Source organism: Kineococcus lubricus (genome assembly GCF_050871965.1).
In the GTDB taxonomy this organism is placed as follows: Bacteria; Actinomycetota; Actinomycetes; order Actinomycetales; family Kineococcaceae; genus Kineococcus.
In genome coordinates this window covers 17,706-37,798 of the sequence record NZ_JBJLSK010000020.1, presented here as the reverse complement: position 1 = coordinate 37,798, position 20,093 = coordinate 17,706, and the positions used below count along the sequence as shown (strand labels likewise).

Genomic DNA, 20,093 nt, shown 5'->3' with positions numbered 1-20,093 from the left:
AACCGGCTCGGGGCCACGCGACAGTGATCGGGCAACCCATCAAGAGCGGCTGAGAGACCTGGCTCCGCGACGCCGCAGCAACCCCCCGTGCGAATGGGTGCGGGTGCTTCCGCCGGGAACGATGGAGGATCGATGCAGCACCGCACGTCCCGTGCCGCCCCGTGCCGCTCCGGGGGTCGCTCCCACGCGTGCGGACGGGGCGTGGTGGACCTGCGCCGTCGTTCCAGCACCGCCCGTCGCTGAGGCCCGACCCGGCCTCCCTGCCCACCGAACCCCGGAGCACCCCCATGCCCGTCCCGCCCGACACCGGCGACCCGAAGTTCACCGCCGACGCCCACCCCGACCGCCTCGTCAGCACCGCCCGGCCGGCGCAGGACCTCGACCGCGACGGCCTCGTCGTCGACCGCGACGACACCTCGATCCGCGCCTTCCTGCCGGACGTGCGCGACCACGACGGCAGCAGGACCGAGTGGGGCGACGCCGTCCGCGTCCCCGTCGGCGCCGAGCCGGGGCGGGTGACCGCGTGACCCTCGTCCAGGACGGCGCGGCGCTCGACCCCGAACCGCTCAGCGGCCCCCACCTGCTGTCCCGCCGGGCCCGGGACGTGCTGCCGGCCGTGGGTTTCGGCCCGCGCCCCACCCGCCCGGTCGAGGGGACCATCGGCCTGCACGGGGGCGTCCCCGGTGCCGCGGCCCTGCCGCTGCACGGGCTGTCCCGCGCCTTCGCCGAGGAACTGGCCGACCCGGCCGCCCCGTCGCTGCGCTACTCGGTGCCGCTGGGGTTGCCGGAGCTGCGGGAGTGGATCGCCGGCGACGAGGGCACCGACCCCCAGCGCGTCGCCGTCACCAACGGCGCGCTGCACGCCCTGGCGCTGGTCTTCGACGCGCTCGTGGACCCGGGCGACGTCGTGCTCGTCGAGAACCCCACGTACCCGCTCGTCCTGACCCTGCTGCGGCAGCGCCGCGCCGACACCCGGCCGGTCGCCACCGGGCCCGACGGTCTGGACCTCGACGACCTGGAGTCCCTGCTGCGGGCCGGGCTGCGGCCCAAGCTGCTCTACACGATCCCGGACTTCCAGAACCCCACGGGCACGAGCGCGCCCCCGGCCGCGCGCCGCCGCCTGGTGGACCTGGCCGAGCGGTACGGGTTCCTGCTGCTGTCCGACGACCCCTACCGCAAGCTCCGGTTCGACGGGTCCCCGGCCGAGGACCTGGACCTGGCCTCCGAGCAGGTCCTGCACGTCAACACCTTCTCCAAGACCCTCGGGCCCGGGCTCCGGCTCGGCTGGATCGCGGGGCCGCAGTGGCTGGTCGGGGCCGTGCTGGACGCCCGCCGGGATTCCGACCAGCACACCTCGCTGGTCGTCCAGCGCGCCGTCCACCGCTTCCTGGCCGCGCCCGGCGCGCTGGCCGACGCGTTGCGGCGCAGCCGGTCCGTCCTGCGCGAGCGGCACGACGCGCTGCTGGCCGCGGTGTCGGCGGAACTGCCGGGCGTGGTGGAGGTCCCCCCGGCCGACGGCGGGATCTTCGTGTGGGGCCGCGTGGTCGACCCCGCCGTCGACCTGGAGAGGGCGCTGGAAGCGGCCCGGCAGAACGCCGTCGACTTCCCGCTGGGGCGCTACTTCAGCCCCGTCGGCCCGCACGAGTTCACCGACCGGTTCCGCTGGGGTTTCTCCGACCTCACGCCGCAGGAGCTGCGGGAGGCCGTGCACCGCGTGGCGGTCGCCTTCGCCTCCCCGCTGGCCCGGCGGTGACCGTCCAGGCGCTGCCCGTCGTCACCTGGGTGGCCACGGGCTGGGACGACCCGCGCGTGGCGGGCCTGCGCGGCCTCATGGACGCCGAGGTCGGCCCGCGCTACGCCCGCCCGGGCGCGGGTCCGCGCCCCTCCCCGCCGCCCCCCTCCGCCGCCGAGGTCGAGGTGGCCTGGCTCGCCCTGGCCGGCGGTGAACCGGCCGCGACGGCGAGCCTGCGCCGGCTCGCCGTCGCGGGCGAACCCGTGCGGTGGGAGGTCAAACGCGTCTTCGTCGCCCCCGCGCACCGCCGCCGCGGGCTCGCGGCGCAGGCGCTGCGCCGCGTCGAGGAGTCCGCCCGGGGCGTCGGCGTGGACCGGCTGCTGCTGCAGACCGGCGACCGCCAGCCCGAGGCGATGGCCCTGTACGAGCGCGAGGGCTGGGAACCGGTCCCCGTCTACCCCCCGTACGACCGCGTCGGGCACAGCCGCTGCTACGGCAAGGGCGTCGGGTGACCCCGCGGCGCCCCCGCACCTGCTCCTCCACCGGAAGGCCCGCACCGTGAGCACCCTCGAGAGGCCGTCCGTCCCCGCGTCCCTCCGGGACGACGACTGGTCGCGGCGCAACGGTTTCCTGGAAGGAGGTGTCGAGCGCCCGGTCCGCGGGCTGCTGCCCGCGGGTGCGCTCGACGCCCCGGGACCCATCGCGCTGCGCGCCGACCTGACCGTCGCTGCAGCCGTGGAGCAGGCGGCTGCGGAGGGCGCGCTGGGCCGCACCCCCCTGGCGGTGGTCCTGCCCCGCGCCGGTGCCGCGCGCCCGCACGCGCTGGGCGACGTCGTCGCCGCCACGACGCTGGCCGGCCTGCGCGCCCTCGTGCGCGAGGACCCCGAACGGGCCGGGTCCCCGCTGCGCGAGGTCGCCGACCCGGCGCTGCCGCACGTGGGGGCCGGGCAGAGCGCCGACGAGGCGTGGGCCGCGCTGGGGGAGTTCCCCGCCGCCTGGGTCCTGGTCGACGGCCGCGTCGCCGGCTGGGTCCGGCGCGCCCGGCTGGACCAGGGACGCACCCCCGAGGACGGTCCGTGAGGACCGGCGCCCGGTCCCGCCGGGCCCTGGTCACCGACGTGCTGGGTGGCGTCCTGGCCGGGTCCGGGTCCCCGCCGCTGCGGGTGCTCGACGCGGGCGGGGGTGACGGCCGCGACGCCGTCGACCTCGCCCGGCTGGGCCACGAGGTGACCGTCCTCGACTCCTCCGGGCGGGCGCTGGCCGCCGCGCAGGAGCGCGCCGCGGGAGCCGGTGTCGCGCACCGGGTGCGCACGGTCGACGCGGACCTGGACGACGTCGCCGCCCTCGCCGCGATCACCCACCACCGCGCCGGGGGGTCGGGGTCGTTCGACCTCGTCCTGTGCCACGACGTGCTTCCCGCGCGGGGCACCCTGGCGCAGGTCGTCTCCGACGTCGCCGCGCTGACGTCGTCCGTCCGCGCCGGGGGCGCGATCTCGCTGCTGGCGCCCTCCGGCGCGCCGGCGCGGGCCGGCCTGCTGCGCCTGGACCGCGACCTCGTGCGGGGGGCGCTGCTGGCCGGCGGCTGCGACCTCGTGCCCGTGGGGGAGGACGTGGTCGACGAGGTGAGCGGGACCTCCCACTGGCACCTCGTCGCGCGTCGGCGCGCGGACTGACCCGCGCCCCCCGCGCACGGCGGCCCGCCACCCCGGGAGGGGTGGCGGGCCGCCGTGCGGTGGGCTCAGCTGGTCTTCGGCAGCCCGGGCGGGTTGACCTGCGACGTCGGGACGGCCTCGTTCGCCAGGTTCCACCGTTCCAGCGTCTCGGCGTAGGCGCCGCTCCGGATGACGTGGTTCAGCGCGTCGGCCAGGGCCTGCACCAGACCGTTGTCCTTCTTCGTCGTCGCCGCGATGTCGGCCTGGATCGTGCCGCCGCCGGGGACGGTGCCGACGATCTTCGTGTCGCCGGAAACCAGCGCGTGGTACGCCGCGGTCGGGTTCGGGCCGAAGTTCGCCTCGATCCGGCCCGACTTCAGGGCCAGGTAGGTGTCGGAGGCCTGCTGGTAGTACTGGATGGTCGCCTCCTCCCGGCCGGCGGCCTCGTTCTGCTCGTTCCAGTCCAGCAGGACCTTCTCCTGGTTGGTGCCCGAACCGACCGAGACGGTCCGGCCGGCGACGTCCTCCGGCCCCGCGATCGAGGTGATGCCGGAGTCCTTCGCGACCTCCCAGGCGAGGGTGTCGACGCGGTAGGAGGCGAAGTCGTACTTCTCCTTGCGCTCCTCGGTCACGGTGATGTTCGAGAAACCCACGTCGTACTGCCCGGAGTCCATCGACAGGAACAGGTTCTCCCAGCTGGTGGCCTGGAGGTCCGGTTCCAGCCCGAGGACGCCGGCGACGAGGAGGGCGATGTCGGGTTCGATTCCGATGACGGTCTCGTCGTCGTCGGCGCGGAAGCTCAGCGGCGGGTTGCCGTTGCCGGTGGTGCCGATGACCAGGGTGCCGCGGTCCCTGATCGCCTGGGGCACCTTGGCCGCGATCTCGGGCACCGCCTCGACGGTGACGCGGCCGCTCTGCTCGGGGCTGGTGTCGACCCCCGAGCCGCCGCTGCTGGTGGCGGCGGGGGCCGTCGCGGGGTCGGCGTCGCCCGACGCGCACGCCGACAGCACCAGCGGGGTGGCGGCCAGCGACAGGAGCCAGGTACGTCGGCTGATCACGGGTTTCTCCTCGTGCTCGGGCCTGCCCGGAGCAGGCCGACATCGCGGTCCGGCGGAGCGCCGGACCGTCAGGGGGTGGAGTGGTTCAGAGGACCTTCGCGAGGAACGAGCGGGTGCGCTCGTGCCGCGGGTGGTCGAAGACCTCGGTGGGGGTGCCTTCCTCCAGGACGACGCCCTCGTGCATGAACAGCACGCGGTCGGCGACCTCGCGGGCGAAACCGATCTCGTGGGTGACGACCAGCATGGTCGTGCCGGAGGCGGCGAGGTCCCGGATCACGTCCAGCACCTCACCGACGAGTTCGGGGTCCAGCGCCGACGTCGGTTCGTCGAACAGGACCAGGGAGGGTTTGAGGGCGAGCGCCCGGGCGATCGCCACGCGCTGCTGCTGACCGCCGGACAGCCGGCGGGGGTACTCGCCGGCCTTGTCGGCCAGGCCCACCCGCTCCAGCAGGGCCCGGGCCTCGACCTCGACGTCGGAGCGCCTGCGGCGCTGCGCCGACACCGGGGCCTCCACGACGTTCTCCAGCACCGTCAGGTGCGGGAACAGGTTGAAGTGCTGGAACACGAACCCGATGTTCGACCGCTGGCGCAGCACCTCGCGCTCGTGCAGCTCGCGCAGGTGGTTCCCGGCGCGCTCGTAGCCGATGAGCTCGCCGTTGACCTCGACGACGCCCGCGTCGACCTTCTCGAGGTGGTTGATGGTGCGCAGCAGCGTGGACTTGCCGGAGCCGGACGCGCCGAGCACGACGGTCACGGTCCCGGCGGCCACCGACAGGTCGATGCCGCGCAGGACCTCCAGGGCGCCGAAGCGCTTGTGGACGCCTTCGAGCTTGACGACCGGGCGGTTGAGGGTGGGGGTGCTCATCGAGGAGCCTCCAGACGGCGGGCGCGGGCGGCGCGCACGGAGCGGAACGCCTTCGACAGCGCCGGGTCGCTCTGGGCGCGGGAGCTGCCCCGGCCGTAGTAGCGCTCCACGACCCACTGCACGCCCGACAGGACGGTGGTCAGGACGAAGTACCAGATCGCCGCCACGAGCAGCAGCGGGATGACGCGGCCGGTCCGGTTGTAGACGACCTGCACCTGGTAGAAGAGCTCGGGCAGCGCCATGATGTAGACGACCGAGGTGCCCTTGAGCAGGCCGATGATCTCGTTGCCCGTCGTCGGGACGATGATGCGCAGCGCCTGCGGGAGCTGGATCCGCCAGAACTGCCGGCCCTGCGGGATGCCCAGCGCCGCCGCAGCCTCCCGCTGGCCGGGGTCGATCGCCAGGAAACCCGAGCGGACGATCTCGGCGAAGTACGCGGCCTGGTGCAGGCCCAGACCCAGGAACGCCGCGGTGAGCGGGGCGATGAGGTCCTGGGTGCTGAAGGACCAGAACTGCGGGCCGAAGGGGACGCCGAAGCCGATGCGGTCGTAGAGGATCGCCAGGTTGAACCAGAACAGCAGTTGCAGGATCAGCGGGACCGACCGGAAGACGCTGATGTAGGTGAAGCTGACGGCCTTCAGGAGCGGGTTGTGCGACATCCGCAGGAGGGCCAGCACGGTGCCCAGGACCAGGCCGATCGCGGTCCCGACGACGGTGAGCTCCACCGTCAGCCACATCGACTCCAGGATCGTCGCGGAGAACAGGAACTCACCGACCGTCGGCCACTCCCAGGCGGGGTTGGTGACGAGCGCGTTGACCGCCATCGCCGCCAGGACCGCCACGACCGCGGTCGCCACCCACCGCCACGGGTGCCGCGCCGGCAGCACCCTCACCGCTGTCGCGGGTTCCTGCGCCACCACCACCGGCGTGCCGGCGGCGGGGCCGGTGCGGATCGTCTCGCTCATCGTCGTTCTCCCGGCAGCTCGGTCAGGGTGGGGGTGTCGGCGCGGGCGGCCGGGACCGCGGACGGCCCGGCCCGCAGGAGGTCCCCGGCCAGCCGGTCGGCCCGCCGGAACAGCTCCGCGTCCGTGCCCGGCCGGGCGAACGCGGGCGCCGCGCCCTCCCCGGAGACCCACGCGCCGGTCGCGAAGCGTCGCGGGTGGGGTGAGCCGTCGGCGCGGACCAGCCGCCCGCGGGGGTCCACGACGAGCCGGCCGTTCGACAGGCGCGTCTCCCCGTCGGTGATCCGGTGGGCCCGCACGTCCCCGCGTTCGCGCAGTCGCGTCAGCAGCACGTCGGAGGTCCACTCCAGGTCCGGGACGGGCAGCCGGGCCTCCACGAGCGCGGCCCCGCGCACCTCGTGCGGCCCGGAGGCGGAGGTGGCCGTGAACGCACCCGCCTCCGGGTCGGCGACGACCTCCACCCCGGCGCCCAGGAACCGCAGGACCCCCGCGCGGGCCAGCGCCGACAGCTGCCGCAGCCGCTGCGGCGGCGGCCCGCTGGCGACGTAGCTGAAGAACCCGTGCCACCAGCCGTCCACGTCCACCGCCGACGAGCGGGCGTCGAGCCGGCCCGCCGCGTGCAACCCGGCCGTCACCACGTACGCGGACAGCAGCGCCGCGACGACGGCGGCGTCGGGGGAGTGGCGCGGGTCGCCGCGCCGGGCGCGGTCGTCCTCCAGGTGGCGCAGGACCCGCTCGTGCACCTCGTCCCCGGAGGTGCCCCACCAGGTGTCGAGGGGGCGGTCCAGGTCGGCCGGGTCGAACCGGTCGGCCGGGTCCGGCACGGCCCGCTCCACCAGCTCGTCGAGCTCGGCCGAACCCCACGCCGCGCGGGAGAACAGGGCGTCGAACTCCGCGGCCGCCAGCGCCGTGCGAGCGGGGTGGGAGCGGAACAGCTCGCGGTAGTGCGCTCCCGCGAGCTCCTTCGCGATGAGCGGCCACAGGTCGGCGCGCAGGTCCAGTTCGGCGTCGCCGTGCTGGGCGGCGACGGTCTGCGCGGAGTAGTAGCGGGGCAGCCCGAGGTCGCCGGGGGTGGCGTACCCGATCTTGCAGCGGTACGGCACCCCGCGCCGCGAACCGGCGTGCAACCGGGGTTCGCGCCCGCTGGGGTGGTAGTCCAGGCTCCCGTCGGGGTTCTCGGTGAACCGGCCGCCGCGGCCCTCGGTCAGCCGCACCACCAGGTCGACGAAGGCCAGGCCCATGCCCACCACGACGACGTCGGCCCCCGGCCGCAGCACGTCGAGGTCCTGGTCGCTGGTGTAGCCGGGGCGGACGTAGGCCAGCCCGTGGGTGCGGGCGAACGCCTCGGCGCGGCGCTCGCGGGGCCCGGGGCGGACGTCGAGGTGGCCCTGCGCGAGCAGCACGGCGTCGACCCGCAGGGTGCCCTCGAGCCCGGCCAGGTGCAGGTGCTGGCCGCCGTCGGCGGGGTCGTCGGTGAGGTCGAGGACCGTCCGGGGGTGGCGGTGGACCCGCACCCCCGCGGGCAGCCCGGCCAGCGTCCGTCGCCAGGCGTCGGCGAAGTAGCGGCTGGCGAGGCGGCGGGAGGTGAACGACCCGGGTTCGTGGCGCAGGACCTCCTCGCGCAGCAGGTCGTCCCCGGCGGCGGCCGCGTCGTGCACGAGGTCGGCGCGGTGCTGCGCGACCCACTCCGCCAGGCCGGGACCGTGCTGGACCGGGCCGGTCAGCCCGGTCACGGACGCGTCGGGCAGCACGCTGATGTCGGCGGCCCGCGAGTTCATCCACAGCAGCGGGTCCTGGGCCTCGCGCCAGACGCGGCCGGCGCCGGAGTCGAAGGGGTCCACCACGTGGACGTCGAGCGGGCGCTCGTCGCCCGCCGCGGTCCACTGCGCGCCGAGGCGCTGCAGCAGGACGAGCGTGCGGGGACCGGCACCGACGATGCCGAGCGAGCGGGAGGGGGGAGGGGTCGGACGGGTGGGACCAGGCACGAGGGGGCTCCGGGGGCCGCGCCGGAGGGGACCGGCGCAGTGGACGTCCGCGGGCGTCGCCGCGACGGACGGGGGTCAGACCCCCGCGCAGACCGCCGAGCTCAGCCGGCCCAGGTCGACGTGACGACGCCGGACCAGGAGGTCCCCGGGTGCGGTGCGACCGCTCATGCTGCGACTCCCATCGGTCCTGGCGGAAGCACCCTCGCCCGACGGGTCGGGGGGTTGCTGCGGCGTCGACGAGCCAGGTCTCTCGGCCGCTCTGGATGGACACCCTGAAAATAGCCCACGACCGGACGGAACGGCAAACACCCGCGGTCCCCGGCGGCGCTCACGGGCCCGGGTGGCACCCTGGTCCCACGCCCCGCACGAGCACCGGAGGGAACCCGTGACCACCGTCGAGCACACCCGCGCCTGGAGCTTCGCGCCCGGCGCCGAACCCCGCGTCCACGTCCTGCACGAGAACCCCGAGTGGTTCCCGCCGTTCGAGGCCGCCTTCCGCGCGGCCGACGTGCCGTTCCAGGAGGTGCTGCTCACCGACGGTTCCCTCGACCTGGACGCCGAACCCGCGCCCGGCGTCTACTGGTCGCGGCTGAGCGCCTCCGCGCACACGCGGGGCCACCGGCTGACGAAGGAGTACACGCGCGCGGTGGTGGCCTGGCTGGAGGGGTGGGGCCGGCGCGTCGTCGGCGGCTCGCACGTCGTGGAGCTGGAGGTCAGCAAGGTCGCCCAGCACGCCCTGCTGCGCCGCAACGGTTTCGACGTTCCCCGGACGCTCGCGGTGTTCGGCCGCGACGACCTGCCGCGGCGGGCCCGGGAACTCGCGGTGCCGTTCATCACCAAGCACAACCAGGGCGGCAAGGGGCTCGGCGTGCGCCGGTTCGACAGCCACGAGGAGTTCGACGCGCACGTCGCCTCGCCGGAGTTCGAGGAACCGGCCGACGGCATCACGCTGCTCCAGGAGTTCCTGCGCTCGGCGCAGCCGTTCATCACCCGCGCCGAGTTCGTCGGCGGGCGGTTCGTGTACGCCGTCCGGGTCGACACCTCGGCGGGCGGCTTCGAGCTGTGCCCGGCCGACGCGTGCGAGGTCCCCCCGTCGGGGCAGCCCCTCGAGGCGTGCGTCGTGGACGGCCCGCAGGGCCTGTTCTCGCTGCGCGAGGACGTCACGGCCGACAGCCCGCTCGTGCGGCGGTACGAGGACCTGCTGCGCGGGGCCGGGATCGAGATCGCCGGCATCGAGTTCCTGGAGACCGCCGACGGCCGCACGGTGACGTACGACGTCAACACCAACACGAACTACAACCCGGCTGTCGAGGCCGTCGCTCCGCGGTCTGGTCCCGGGGAGATCGCCCGGTACCTCGGCGGGCTGCTGCGCGCCCAGGCCCGTCCCTGACCCGTCCTCCCGGCCGCGCGGGTCCCGCGCGGCCGGGAGGGGGGCTCAGCGGCGCGTCAGCGGCGGCCGCAGTCCGAGGTGCTCGCGCAGCGTCGTGCCGACGTACTCCGCCGGGTACGCCCCGCGGTCCTGCAGCGCGGGGACGAGCTGGTCGACGATCTCGTCCAGTCCCGTCGGCACGAGGTACGGGGTGATGTTGAACCCGTTGCTGGCGCCCGACCGGACCCAGGACGTGAGCTCGTCGGCCAGCTGGGAGGCCGTCCCGGCGAACCCGTGCTCGGAGGAGTGGTGCAGCACCAGTTCCCGCAGCGAGAACTTGTTCTCCTCGGCCTCCGCGCGCCACCGCTGCGCCAGCGCGCGGGCGTCCGCGCCGGCGCGGTGCGCACCGCGGGTGCCGTCGATGTCCTCGATGACGGGGTCGTGCGCGGGGAGCGGCCCGTCCGGGTCGTAGCCGGACAGGTCCTCGCCCCACACCTGCCCGACCAGGGACAGCGCCGTCGCGGGGGTGACCTGCTGCTCCAGGACCCAGCGGGCCTTCTCCTCGACCTCGGCCTCGTTGTCGGCCACCACGATCTGCGTCCCGGGCAGGATCAGCACGTCGCCCTCGGGACGGCCCGCGGCGACCGTGCGGCGGCGGATGTCGTCGGCGAACGCCAGGGCGTCGGCGTGGTGGGTGCCGTGCCGGGAGAAGATGACGTCCGCGGACCGGGTGGCGAAGTCGCGGCCCGCGGGGGAGTCGCCGGCCTGGAACAGCACGGGGTGCTCCTGGGGGCTGCGCGGCACGGTCGGGGTGATCTCCACGTCGAACAGGCGGTCGGAGGCGGTGACCGGTGTGAAACCCGTCCCGTCCCAGCTGTCCCAGACCGCCTTGGCGAGGTTCACGAACCGCTCGGCGCGTTCGTACCGGTCGGCGTGGTCCAGGTGGCCGCCGCGGCGGAAGTTCGCCCCCGTCCACGCGTTGTCGGTGGTGACGACGTTCCACGCCGCCCGGCCACCGGAGAGCACGTCCAGCGACGCCAGCCGGCGGGCCAGGTCGGCGGGGTCGTTGTACGTCGTGTTCTGGGTGGCGACCAGGCCGATCCTCGAGGTCAGCCCCGCGAGCGTCGCCAGTTCGGTCAGGGCGTCCGGACGGCCCACGACGTCCAGGTCGTGGATCCTGCCGCGCTGCTCGCGCAGCCGCAGACCCTCACCGAGGAAGAACGCGTCGAACAGGCCTCGTTCGGCGGTCTGGACCAGCTGGGTGAAGGTGGAGGGGTGCATCTGCGAGCCGCTGCGCGGGTCCGACCAGATGGTGGTGTGGTTGACGCCCTGGAAGAACACCCCGAAGTGGACGACGGCGTCGGGGTAGCGCAGTTCGGTCTTCTGGTCGGTCATCGTCGGTGTCCTCAGGCCGTGGCGAACTGGTTGACGGGCCGGGCCAGGCCCAGCGTGGTGCGCAGCGTCGCCCCCGCGACCGGCGGCTGCAGCAGCCGGGCGACGCGCAGCGCCGGCAGGGTCGTGCGCAGCAGCGTGCGCAGGTCCTCGTCGAGGACCGCGGCGTGCAGGCGGACGCCGTCGACCGAACCGGCCAGCCCCGCCAGGTACCGGGCGAAACCCTCACCCGACCCCGACCAGCGGACGCGCCCGGACGCCGGGGCGCTGCCGTCGGCGTCCAGCGCCGCGAGGCGGTCCACCGCGGGGTGGGCCTCGGTGTCGAGGGCGAACTCGACGTCCAGCACGACGAGCGGGCCCCCGGCGGTGCGGCGGGCCCGCTCGTCGCCGCTGAGCACCACGTCGGCTCGCGTGGTGGGGGTCAGGTCGCGCTCGTGGACCACGACGACGGACTGCCCCTGCGGGGAGCGCGGGACGGTCAGCGGTCCCTTCACCGACCAGCCGTCCGTCTCGACGTCGACGTGGTGCAGCCGGTCGCGGTCGACGTAGCGACCCGTGGCGACGTCGCGGATCACCGCGTCGTCCTCCCAGGAGTCCCACAGCGCCCGCACGGCGCGGACGACGTCGGCGAGCTCGGCGGCCGGGTCGGCCTCGACGGGCAGGTTCACCGCCCGCGCCGCCGCCGCGGGCGACGTCGTCGCGATCCACCCCGCGCGGCCGTGGCTGGAGTGGTCCAGGGAGGCGATCTGCGCGGCGACGTGGAACGGCTCGGAGTACGTCGTCGCGGCGACGGGGAGCAACCCGATCGCGTCGGTGGTCCCGGCCAGGAACGCCGCCCGCTGCACGGCGTCGAGGTGCCCGACGGGGTTGCGGGGGTTCGTGGCGGTGGTGTCCTCGAACGTCAGGCCCGTCAGGCCCTGGGCCTGCGCCGTGACGGCGAACCCCCGCAGCCGGGCGGGGGAGAACACCTGGTCCGGGGTCGTGCGGGAGCGGCGCCAGGCGGCCGGGTGCCACCCGCCGCCGTCGACCTCCAGGAACACGTGGAAGGGGGTGGTCATGTCTGGCTCCGTGGTCGGGGGTGGGGGTGGCGTGGCGGGCCGGGGCGACCGGTCCCACCGGGTCCCGGAGCGTCGGTCCGGGAATCCGCGAAGGCCCGTGCACGACGGGGCGGGTGTGTCACAGTGGGGCACCCGAGAGCGGAGGTGCGCGGTGCGTGGACGGCGGCTGTGGGCGCGGTTGTGCGCCGCTGCAACCACTTCGGCGGCTGCGGTGGTGCAGGGGCTGGCCCTGGCGGGGCACGGTCAGTGGGGGTTCCCCTGGGTACCGGCCGACCTCGACCTCGACCCCGAACCGGAACCAGGTCCCGGTGAACTCAGCTGGGCCGACTTCGAGGCGGAACTGCACGCGCTGCTGACCGCGCACGCCGACGGGCACGCCGAAGGGACCGGGGACGGGTCCCGTCCCGGCAGCGAACCCGTGCCCTGAGGCCCCGACCCGCCGGCGGCCGCGCTCGCGCGCGCCGGCCACCTCAGGCCCGCCCGGGTTCCGCGGTGGGCAACCCGGCCGCCTCCCACGCGGGGAACCCGCCCTCGACGTGCACGACGTCGGTGAACCCGGCGGCGAGCAGTTCGGCGGCCACGGGGCCCGACCCGGCGGGCGAACCGCAGACCACGACGATCCCCTGGTCGAGGCCGGTCAGCTGCGGCAGGGCCCGGGGGCCGCCGAGGGTGAACCTCGGCCCGACCTCGTCCTTGCCGACGACGACGGCCTGCGGCAGCGCGCCGTGCGCGGCCCGGCCGGCGTCGCTGCGGACGTCGACGAGCAGCGCGCCGCCGGCGACGGCGCGCCCGGCGGTCCCGGCGTCGACGAGGGGCGCGCCGAGGGGGACGGCGGCGGGGTCGCCGAGGGGGGCTGCGGTGCGGGGTTCCTGGCTCACGTCACTCCTGGTCGTCGGCTCACGCGCTCGCGCGAGGGGGTTCGGTCGGTCGTGACCCCCGTCGGGGTCAGCCCCGTCCCGGGATCGGGTCGAGGAACGTCCCGGGGGCCGGGCGCGCGTCCGTCAGGGGAGCCCAGCGGCCCTCGACCAGCCCGTACTCCAGCTCCGGGCCGGTGGTCAGGAAGCGCTCGAGGGCGGCCAGGAGCCGGGCGACGTCGGCCGAGCCCGTCCCCACCCCCGTCGAGGCCCGCAGCCCGCCCTCGACCAGGCCGAGGGAGTCGGCGAACCGGTGGGCGCAGAACCGCCCGTCCCGGACCCCGATGCCGTGCTCGGCCGACAGGTACGCGGCGACCTCGGACACCGGGCGCCCCGGGACGGTGAACGTCACGACCCCCACGGCGTCGGCCGGGTGCGGGCGCACGACCCGCACGCCCTCCAGCGCGGTCAGGCCCCGCACGAGCTGGTCGCGCAGCGCGGCCTCGTGGGCCTCCAGCGCCCCCGCCGGCAGGGCGGCGAGCGTCGCGCAGGCCTGCGCCAGCGCGACCGCGCCCACGACGTTGGGCGAGCCGGCCTCGTGCCGGTCCGGTCCCGCCGCCCAGCGCACCGCGTCGTGGCCGACGTCGAGCGTGGCGCCCCCACCGGCCAGGTACGGCTCCGCGGCGTCCAGCCAGTCCCGGCGCCCGACCAGGGCACCGGAACCGAACGGCGCGTACAGCTTGTGCCCCGACAGGGCGATCCAGTCGATCCCGTCGCCGGCGACGTCGACGCGGCGGTGCGGCAGCAGCTGGGCGCCGTCCACGGCGATGCGGGCACCGGCGGCGTGCGCGGCCCGCGCCAGGCGGCGCAGCGGCAGCACCTCCCCGGTGACGTTGGAGGCCCCCGCGACGGCCAGCACGGCGTACCGCCCGCTCGCCAGCTCGGCCTCCAGCCGGGCGGTGGTCTCCTCGGCGTCGGCGCCGCCGCGCACCACCGTCGTGCGCGCCGACCGCTCCCAGGACAGCAGGTTCGCGTGGTGCTCCACGTCGGCCACCAGCACCCGCCCACCGGCCGGGACGGCCCGGGCCAGCAGGTCGAGGGCGTCGGTGGTGCTGCGGGTGAAGACGACCACGTCGTCCGGGCGGGCCCCGACGAAACCCGCCACCTGCTCGCGGGCCCGCTCGAACAGCGCCGTGCAGACGCGGGACAGGTACCCGGCCCCGCGGTGGACGCTGGCGTAGTGCGGGAGCACCTGCGCCACGCGCGCCGCCACGGTGGTCAGCGCCGGGGCGCTGGCGGCGTTGTCGAGGTTCGCGTACGTCGCGGTGCCTCCGGTGGCCAGCGGGACCGCGGTGCCGGCGCCCACGACGGGCAGCAGCGGCGGGACGTCCCGGCCGGTGGGGCGGGCGGGGGACAGGGTGCTCGTCGTCACGCGAGGTCTCCTCGGGGAGTGGACCCCACCGGGAGGACCGGGATCGGCCCGGCGAGGTCCGCGCTTGCCGGGCCCACCTCGGGACCGGCCAGGTCGTCACCCGGGGCACCCCGCCGCGGAGGAGGGTTGCCGGCCAGCGAGCCGGGGCTTGTCGCTGGCGCTCATGACCTGTTCCGAGGTTGCCACGGAACGGCGGTCCAGATCAAGGTCGGCCCGCCGGGGGGAACGGGACCGAGCCCCGGGAACCCCGTCCCGGTGGCTTCCCCGCGAACCGCTTGTCGATCCCGCCGCCGTCGGTCTACATTCGGGGAACACCATCCAGAGCGGCCGAGAGTCCTGGCTCGACGACGCCGCAGCAACCCCCCGAGCCCGGGCGAGGGTGCTACCGCCAGGTCGATGGAGTCCGTGATGCGCACCACCGATGTCGTCGCCCCCTGCCCCGACCCGGGACCGGGACCCGCCCGATGACGATCGCCCCCCTCGTCGCCGGTGCGGCGGGGCGGCCGACGATCAGTTTCGAACTGTTCCCCCCGCGCTCGGAGGCGGGCCGGGAGACGTTGTGGCGCAGGGTTTCGGAGTTGACGGCGGCCGCACCGGACTTCGTGTCGGTGACGTTCGGCGCCGCCGGCGCCACCCGGGCCCCCAGCCGGGACCTGCTCGCCCACGTCCTGCGCACCACGGCCGTCCCCGCCATGGCCCACCTGACGTGCGTGGGGGCCTCGCGGCGGGAGGTCGTGGAACTCGCCGGGGAGTTCCTCGACGCCGGGGTCCGCAACGTCCTGGCCCTGCGCGGCGACCCGCCCGCCGGGGTTCCCGGCTGGAGGCCGCACCCCGACGGCGTCGGGACCGCCGGGGACCTGGTGCAGCTGCTCCAGGTCGCCGACCGGCGCCGCCTCGCGCGCCGCGGCGGCCCCCGCCCGGTCGACGAGGGACCGCTCAGCCTCGCCGTGGCCGCGTTCCCCCGGGACCGCGACGACCACGAGATGGCCGTCCTGCGCGCCAAGCAGGACGCCGGCGCGCACTTCGCGATCTGCCAGGTGACGTTCTGCGCCGCCGAGTACGCCGCGCTCGTGCGCCGCGCCCGGGCCGCGGGGATCACCCTGCCGCTGCTGCCCGGGATCGCCGCCACCGACGACCCCGGCCGGCTGCAGCGCATCGGCGCCCTCACCGGCGTCGCGCCCCCCGCCGGGCTGCTGGCCGCCCTCGACACCGACGACCCCGCGGCCCGCCGCCGCGCCGCCACCGCCTCCACCGCCGCGCTCGCCCGCGACCTCCTGGCCGCCGGGGCCCCCGGGCTGCACCTGTACACCTTCAACGCCGCCGGCCCCGCCCTCGACCTGCTCGACCACCTCGACCTCGACCGCTCCCGCCGAACCGACGACCGCCGCGCGACCGCCGCGGCAGGAGGACCGACCCGATGACCGAGAACCCCCCCGCCTGGACCGCGACGATCCTGGGCTACCCCCGCCTCGGACCCGACCGCGAGACGAAGAAGGCCCTCGAAGCCCTCTGGGCCGGCCGCGCCGACCTCGCCACCACCGAGCAGCGGCTCGCCGCCGTCCGCGCCGCCACCGTCCGCCGGCTCAACGCCCTCGGCCTGCCCGCGCACGACGGCTCCATCCCGTCGTCGTTCTCGGCCTACGACCAGGTGCTCGACGCCGCCGTCGCCGTCGGCGCCGTCCCCGAGCGGTTCGCCGACGTCGTCGCCGCCGACGGGACCGTCGACCTCGCCGGCTACTCCACGATCGCCCGCGGCCGCGGCGCACAGGCCCCGCTGGAGATGACGAAGTGGTTCGACACGAACTACCACTACCTCGTCCCCGAGATCGGCCCCGGCACGACGTTCCGCTTCGCCGACGACCGCGGCGTTCGGGAGTTCACCGAGGCGCTCGCCGACGGTTTCCTCACCCGCCCGGTCCTGGTGGGCCCGGTGACGTTCCTGCTGCTGGCCAAGGCCGCCGACGGCAGTCCCGCCGGGTTCGCGCCGATCTCCCGCCTCGACGACCTGCTCGGCGCCTACGCCGACCTGCTGAGCGCCTACGCCGCAGCGGGCGCGGAGTGGGTGCAGCTCGACGAGCCGGGCCTGGTCAGCGACTCCGCGACCGCCGGGGTCGAGGACCTGCCCGGCCTCGTGCGCGCCGCCTACGACCGGCTCGCCGCCGTCACCGGCCGCCCCCGGCTGCTCGTCGCCACCCCCTACGGCGACGCGAGCGGGTTCCTGGGGTCCCTGGGCGCCGTCGAGGGCCTGGCCCTGGACCTGGTGGAGGGGTCGGTGCCCGCCGACCGGTCGGTGCTGGCCGGCAAGACCGTCGTCGGCGGCGTCGTCGACGGGCACAACGTCTGGCGGGGCGACCTCGTGGGGGCCCTGGCCACGCTGCGGCGGCTCGAGGGGGCCGCCGCGCACGTCGTCGCCGGGACCTCGACCTCCCTGCTGCACGTGCCGCACGACGTGACCCGCGAGACCGCCCTCGACGAGCGGCTGCGCGGCTGGCTGGCCTTCGCCGACCAGAAGGTCGCCGAGGTCGTCCTGCTGGGCCGGGCCCTGGGCGACGCGGAGGCGGCCGGACCCGCCCTGGCCGCCGCGGCGGCGGCCCGCGCCGACCGGCTCGCGGCCCCCGGCGTCGTGCGCCCGGAGGTCCGCGACCGGCTCGCCGCCCTGACCCCGGAGGCGTTCCAGCGCAGCGACTACGCCACCCGCCGCGCCGCGCAGGAGCAGGCCCTGGACCTGCCCCTGCTGCCGACGACGACCATCGGCTCGTTCCCGCAGACCACCGAGATCCGCCGGGCTCGGGCGGCGTGGGCGCGCGGTGAGCTGACCCAGGCGGCCTACGAGGAGTTCCTGCGCGCCGAGATCGACCGCGTCGTGCGGTTGCAGGAGGACCTCGGCCTCGACGTGGTCGTCCACGGCGAACCCGAGCGCAACGACATGGTCCAGTACTTCGCCGAGCACCTCGACGGGTTCGCCGTCACCCAGCACGGCTGGGTGCAGTCGTACGGTTCGCGCGGCGTCCGGCCGCCGATCCTGTGGGGCGACGTGACCCGCCCGGCGCCCATCACCGTGCCGTGGAGCACGTACACCGCCGGCCGCACCGCCAGGCCCGTCAAGGGCATGCTGACCGGTCCGGTGACGATCCTGGCGTGGTCGTTCGTCCGCGACGACCAGCCGCTGGCCGACACCGCGAACCAGGTGGCCCTGGCCCTGCGCGACGAGGTCGGCGACCTCGAGGCGGCCGGCATCGGGATCGTCCAGGTCGACGAGCCCGCGCTGCGCGAGCTGCTGCCGCTGAAGACCGCCGACCAGAAGGCCTACCTGGACTGGTCCGTCGCCTCGTTCCGCCTCGCCACCGCGGGCGCCGGCGACGCCACCCAGGTCCACACCCACCTGTGCTACTCGGAGTTCGGCGAGGTCATCGACGCCATCGACGGCCTCGACGCCGACGTCACCAGCATCGAGGCCGCGCGCTCGCGCATGGAGGTCCTCGCCGACATCGCCGGCGCCGGCTTCGGCCGCGGCATCGGCCCGGGCGTGTACGACATCCACTCCCCGCGCGTGCCGTCGGCCGAGGAGGTCGCCGGGCTGCTGCGCGCGGCGGTGGCCTCGGTCCCGGCCCGCCAGGTGTGGGTGAACCCCGACTGCGGGCTGAAGACCCGCGGGTACGCCGAGACCACCGAGTCGCTGCGGCACCTCGTCGAGGCGGCCCGCACCGTGCGCGCCGAACTGCCCGCCGCCGCGCGCTGACGACCCACCCGGAACGAGAGAGGAACGACGTGTCCGTCGACGAGACGCTGCCGACCACCGGAGCACCCGCCCCCGCCGCCCCCGCCGCCGGGAGGCGGCTGCGGGGCGACCTGGGGGTGTGGAGCATCGTCTTCATGGTGGCCGCCGCCGCGTCCCCGCTGGGGGTGATCGGCGGGCCGGTGGCGATCGGGATCTCCACCGGCAACGGTGCGGGTTTCCCCGCGACGTACGTCGTCGCCGGCGTCGCGCTGCTGCTGTTCGCCGTGGGGTTCACGGCCATGACCCCGCACGTCGGGACGGCGGGGGCGTTCTCCGCCTACGTCAGCCGCGGCCTGGGGCGCCGCACCGGCCTGGGGGCCGGGTTCGCCGCCCTGCTGTCGTACCTCACGCTGGAGGCCGGCGTGTACGGGCTCATGGGACCGGGGGTCGACAACCTGCTCGTCAGCTACGGCCTCCCGCACGTCCCGTGGTGGGTGTACGCGCTCGCCGCGTTCGCCCTCGTGACCTTCCTGGGGCACCGGAACATCGAGCTGTCGGGCAAGGTCCTGGCCGTGGGGCTGGTCGCCGAGGTCGTCATCGTCCTCGTCTTCGACGCCGTGGTGGTGTTCTCCGGCGGGGACGGCGGGCTGTCGACCGGCATCGTCTCGCCCACCGCGATCCTCTCCGGCGCACCGGGTCTGGGCATCCTCTTCGCGATCCTGGGTTTCCTGGGGTTCGAGGCGACGGCCGTGTTCCGGGACGAGGCCCGCGACCCCGAGCGCACCGTCGCCCGCGCGACGTACCTGGCCCTGGGGCTGATCGCCGTGTTCTACGCGGTGTCCAGCTGGGCGCTCGTCAGCGCGTACGGCGACGAGGACGCCGTCCGGGTCGCCACCGACTCCGGGGGGACGATGCTGGCCGACGCCACGCAGGAGTACCTCGGGACGGTGGGCGCCCACGTCGTCCAGGTCCTGTTCGTGACGAGCGTCTTCGCCTGCATCCTGTCGTTCCACAACATCGTGGCCCGCTACGTCTTCGGCCTGGCCGGGCGCGGTGTCCTGCCCCGCGGGCTCGGGGTCGCGCACGCCCGCCACGGGTCCCCGCACCGGGCGTCGGCGGCGACGTCGGCCGTCGTCGCCCTGCTCATCGTCCTGGGGGCGGTCGCGGGGCTGGACGCCATCGGGCAGTACTACACGTGGCTCGGCGGTTTCGCCTCCGTCGGGGTCGTGGTCCTGTACGCCCTGACCAGCCTGGCGGTCGTGGTGTTCTTCGCCCGCCGCCGCGAGCTCGGCGTCGGGGTGGTCCGGGGGATCGTCGCCCCGGCGGTCGGGTTCGCCGCGCTCGGGTTCTTCCTGGTGCTCATCCTGCAGAACCTGACGGGACTGGTCGGCGGCAGCGTCCCGCTGGCCTGGACCGTCGTCGGCCTGCTGGTGCTCGCGTTCGCGCTCGGCCCGGTCGTGGCGCGCCGGGACGTGCCGGAGGGCGGCCGGTGACGACCGGGTCGGCGGAACTGGTGGTCCGCGTCGCCGCCCCGTCGGACCCGCTGGCCCGGCCCCTGTTCGCCGACCTGGCCCGGGAGTACGGGACCCGGTACGGCGGGACGCCCGAGGAGGTCCGCGCCGAGCTGGAGCGGTACCCGGCGAGCGAGTTCGCCGCACCGCACGGCGTGCTCCTGCTGCTGCTGGGGGACGGCGCGGCCGTCGCCGGCGGCGCCTACCGCCGGTACGACCCGCGGACGGCGGAGCTGAAGCGGATCTGGACCCACCCCGCGCACCGCCGCCGCGGGCTGGCCCGCCGGGTGCTGACGGAGCTGGAGCGGCGGGCGGTCGCGAACGGCTACGACCGGGTGTTCCTGACGACGGGCCCGCGCCAGCCCGAGGCCCGGCACCTGTACCTGACCGCCGGGTACGCGCCGCAGTTCGACGTGGACGCGGACCCGGAGACGATCGGGGCGCTGGCCTTCACCAAGGACCTGCCCGCCCGGCCGTGGCCCGCGGCGACCGGGTAGTCCCCTCG

19 protein-coding genes, 1 pseudogene and 4 riboswitches are annotated in these 20,093 nt (G+C 75.7%); of the genes and pseudogenes, 11 read left to right on the top strand and 9 right to left on the bottom strand.

What is annotated here, in order from left to right; translation table 11 throughout:
* Positions 1-33: 33 nt before the first annotated feature.
* Positions 34-128: riboswitch (SAM riboswitch) on the top strand.
* A gap of 303 nt (positions 129-431) precedes the next feature.
* The 5 genes and pseudogenes from ACRYRX_RS15875 to ACRYRX_RS15855 form a co-directional block, all read left to right on the top strand.
* A pseudogene (locus ACRYRX_RS15875) lies at positions 432-527 on the top strand (sulfurtransferase); the annotation flags it as partial.
* Positions 524-1,753: an aminotransferase-like domain-containing protein gene (locus ACRYRX_RS15870; RefSeq protein WP_432513263.1), complete on the top strand. Its 1,230-nt coding sequence runs from the start codon at positions 524-526 to the stop codon at positions 1,751-1,753. The pseudogene ACRYRX_RS15875 and the gene ACRYRX_RS15870, both read left to right, overlap by 4 nt.
* Positions 1,750-2,244, top strand: coding sequence for a GNAT family N-acetyltransferase (locus ACRYRX_RS15865; RefSeq protein ID WP_432513261.1), 495 nt, complete (start codon positions 1,750-1,752; stop codon positions 2,242-2,244). The genes ACRYRX_RS15870 and ACRYRX_RS15865 overlap by 4 nt, the downstream gene beginning before the upstream one ends.
* A gap of 46 nt (positions 2,245-2,290) precedes the next feature.
* Positions 2,291-2,812 carry a hypothetical protein gene (locus ACRYRX_RS15860; RefSeq protein WP_432513259.1) on the top strand — a complete coding sequence of 174 codons (522 nt, stop codon included), beginning with the start codon at positions 2,291-2,293 and terminating at the stop codon, positions 2,810-2,812.
* A complete protein-coding gene (locus ACRYRX_RS15855) occupies positions 2,809-3,405 on the top strand; it encodes a methyltransferase domain-containing protein (protein WP_432513257.1) in 597 nt (198 codons plus the stop codon). Before ACRYRX_RS15860 ends, ACRYRX_RS15855 begins: the two co-directional genes overlap by 4 nt.
* 65 nt (positions 3,406-3,470) lie before the next feature.
* On the opposite strand, the gene ACRYRX_RS15850 is transcribed toward ACRYRX_RS15855, so the two are convergent.
* The 5 genes from ACRYRX_RS15850 to ACRYRX_RS15830 all read right to left on the bottom strand — a co-directional run bounded on the left by ACRYRX_RS15850 (position 3,471) and on the right by ACRYRX_RS15830 (position 8,422).
* Positions 3,471-4,442 carry an ABC transporter substrate-binding protein gene (locus ACRYRX_RS15850; protein WP_432513256.1) on the bottom strand — a complete coding sequence of 324 codons (972 nt, stop codon included), beginning with the start codon at positions 4,440-4,442 and terminating at the stop codon, positions 3,471-3,473.
* Positions 4,443-4,527: 85 nt separating this feature from the next.
* Positions 4,528-5,307, bottom strand: a complete 780-nt coding sequence (locus ACRYRX_RS15845; RefSeq protein ID WP_432513254.1) for an amino acid ABC transporter ATP-binding protein — start codon at positions 5,305-5,307, stop codon at positions 4,528-4,530.
* A complete protein-coding gene (locus ACRYRX_RS15840) occupies positions 5,304-6,272 on the bottom strand; it encodes an amino acid ABC transporter permease (protein ID WP_432513253.1) in 969 nt (322 codons plus the stop codon). Before ACRYRX_RS15840 ends, ACRYRX_RS15845 begins: the two co-directional genes overlap by 4 nt.
* Positions 6,269-8,254: an FAD/NAD(P)-binding protein gene (locus ACRYRX_RS15835; RefSeq protein ID WP_432513251.1), complete on the bottom strand. Its 1,986-nt coding sequence runs from the start codon at positions 8,252-8,254 to the stop codon at positions 6,269-6,271. Before ACRYRX_RS15835 ends, ACRYRX_RS15840 begins: the two co-directional genes overlap by 4 nt.
* A 75-nt stretch (positions 8,255-8,329) precedes the next feature.
* Complete coding sequence (locus tag ACRYRX_RS15830) at positions 8,330-8,422, bottom strand: putative leader peptide (RefSeq protein ID WP_432513249.1); 93 nt, start codon at positions 8,420-8,422, stop codon at positions 8,330-8,332.
* A 7-nt stretch (positions 8,423-8,429) separates the two neighbouring features.
* Positions 8,430-8,524, bottom strand: a riboswitch (SAM riboswitch).
* Positions 8,525-8,639: 115 nt separating this feature from the next.
* Between ACRYRX_RS15830 and ACRYRX_RS15825 the strand changes: the two genes are divergently transcribed.
* Positions 8,640-9,644: an ATP-grasp domain-containing protein gene (locus ACRYRX_RS15825; protein WP_432513248.1), complete on the top strand. Its 1,005-nt coding sequence runs from the start codon at positions 8,640-8,642 to the stop codon at positions 9,642-9,644.
* Positions 9,645-9,689: 45 nt separating this feature from the next.
* Here ACRYRX_RS15825 and ACRYRX_RS15820 read toward each other — a convergent pair whose 3' ends face one another.
* A complete protein-coding gene (locus tag ACRYRX_RS15820; RefSeq protein ID WP_432513247.1) occupies positions 9,690-11,018 on the bottom strand; it encodes an NtaA/DmoA family FMN-dependent monooxygenase in 1,329 nt (442 codons plus the stop codon).
* A gap of 11 nt (positions 11,019-11,029) precedes the next feature.
* Positions 11,030-12,073 carry an LLM class flavin-dependent oxidoreductase gene (locus ACRYRX_RS15815; protein ID WP_432513245.1) on the bottom strand — a complete coding sequence of 348 codons (1,044 nt, stop codon included), beginning with the start codon at positions 12,071-12,073 and terminating at the stop codon, positions 11,030-11,032.
* Positions 12,074-12,224: 151 nt separating this feature from the next.
* Between ACRYRX_RS15815 and ACRYRX_RS15810 the strand changes: the two genes are divergently transcribed.
* Positions 12,225-12,500: a hypothetical protein gene (locus tag ACRYRX_RS15810; RefSeq protein WP_432513243.1), complete on the top strand. Its 276-nt coding sequence runs from the start codon at positions 12,225-12,227 to the stop codon at positions 12,498-12,500.
* 43 nt (positions 12,501-12,543) lie between these two features.
* On the opposite strand, the gene ACRYRX_RS15805 is transcribed toward ACRYRX_RS15810, so the two are convergent.
* Both ACRYRX_RS15805 and ACRYRX_RS15800 read right to left on the bottom strand, forming a co-directional pair.
* Positions 12,544-12,951 carry a rhodanese-like domain-containing protein gene (locus tag ACRYRX_RS15805; protein ID WP_432513242.1) on the bottom strand — a complete coding sequence of 136 codons (408 nt, stop codon included), beginning with the start codon at positions 12,949-12,951 and terminating at the stop codon, positions 12,544-12,546.
* A 67-nt stretch (positions 12,952-13,018) separates the two neighbouring features.
* The gene (locus tag ACRYRX_RS15800; RefSeq protein ID WP_432513240.1) at positions 13,019-14,359 is read right to left on the bottom strand and encodes an aminotransferase class V-fold PLP-dependent enzyme; all 1,341 of its coding nucleotides are present in this window, start codon (positions 14,357-14,359) and stop codon (positions 13,019-13,021) included.
* A 55-nt stretch (positions 14,360-14,414) separates the two neighbouring features.
* A riboswitch (SAM riboswitch) is annotated at positions 14,415-14,528 on the bottom strand.
* Positions 14,529-14,670: 142 nt separating this feature from the next.
* Positions 14,671-14,762, top strand: a riboswitch (SAM riboswitch).
* Positions 14,763-14,823: 61 nt separating this feature from the next.
* Between ACRYRX_RS15800 and ACRYRX_RS15795 the strand changes: the two genes are divergently transcribed.
* The 4 genes from ACRYRX_RS15795 to ACRYRX_RS15780 are packed head-to-tail and all read left to right on the top strand — an operon-like array spanning position 14,824 to position 20,085.
* Positions 14,824-15,780 (top strand): methylenetetrahydrofolate reductase, encoded by a 957-nt coding sequence (locus tag ACRYRX_RS15795; RefSeq protein WP_432513238.1) that lies wholly within the window; start codon positions 14,824-14,826, stop codon positions 15,778-15,780.
* The gene (gene metE, locus ACRYRX_RS15790) at positions 15,777-18,098 is read left to right on the top strand and encodes a 5-methyltetrahydropteroyltriglutamate--homocysteine S-methyltransferase (RefSeq protein WP_432513236.1); all 2,322 of its coding nucleotides are present in this window, start codon (positions 15,777-15,779) and stop codon (positions 18,096-18,098) included. The genes ACRYRX_RS15795 and metE overlap by 4 nt, the downstream gene beginning before the upstream one ends.
* A gap of 29 nt (positions 18,099-18,127) precedes the next feature.
* Positions 18,128-19,570: an APC family permease gene (locus tag ACRYRX_RS15785; protein ID WP_432513235.1), complete on the top strand. Its 1,443-nt coding sequence runs from the start codon at positions 18,128-18,130 to the stop codon at positions 19,568-19,570.
* Positions 19,567-20,085: a GNAT family N-acetyltransferase gene (locus ACRYRX_RS15780; RefSeq protein ID WP_432513233.1), complete on the top strand. Its 519-nt coding sequence runs from the start codon at positions 19,567-19,569 to the stop codon at positions 20,083-20,085. The genes ACRYRX_RS15785 and ACRYRX_RS15780 overlap by 4 nt, the downstream gene beginning before the upstream one ends.
* The last annotated feature ends 8 nt before the right edge of the window (positions 20,086-20,093 follow it).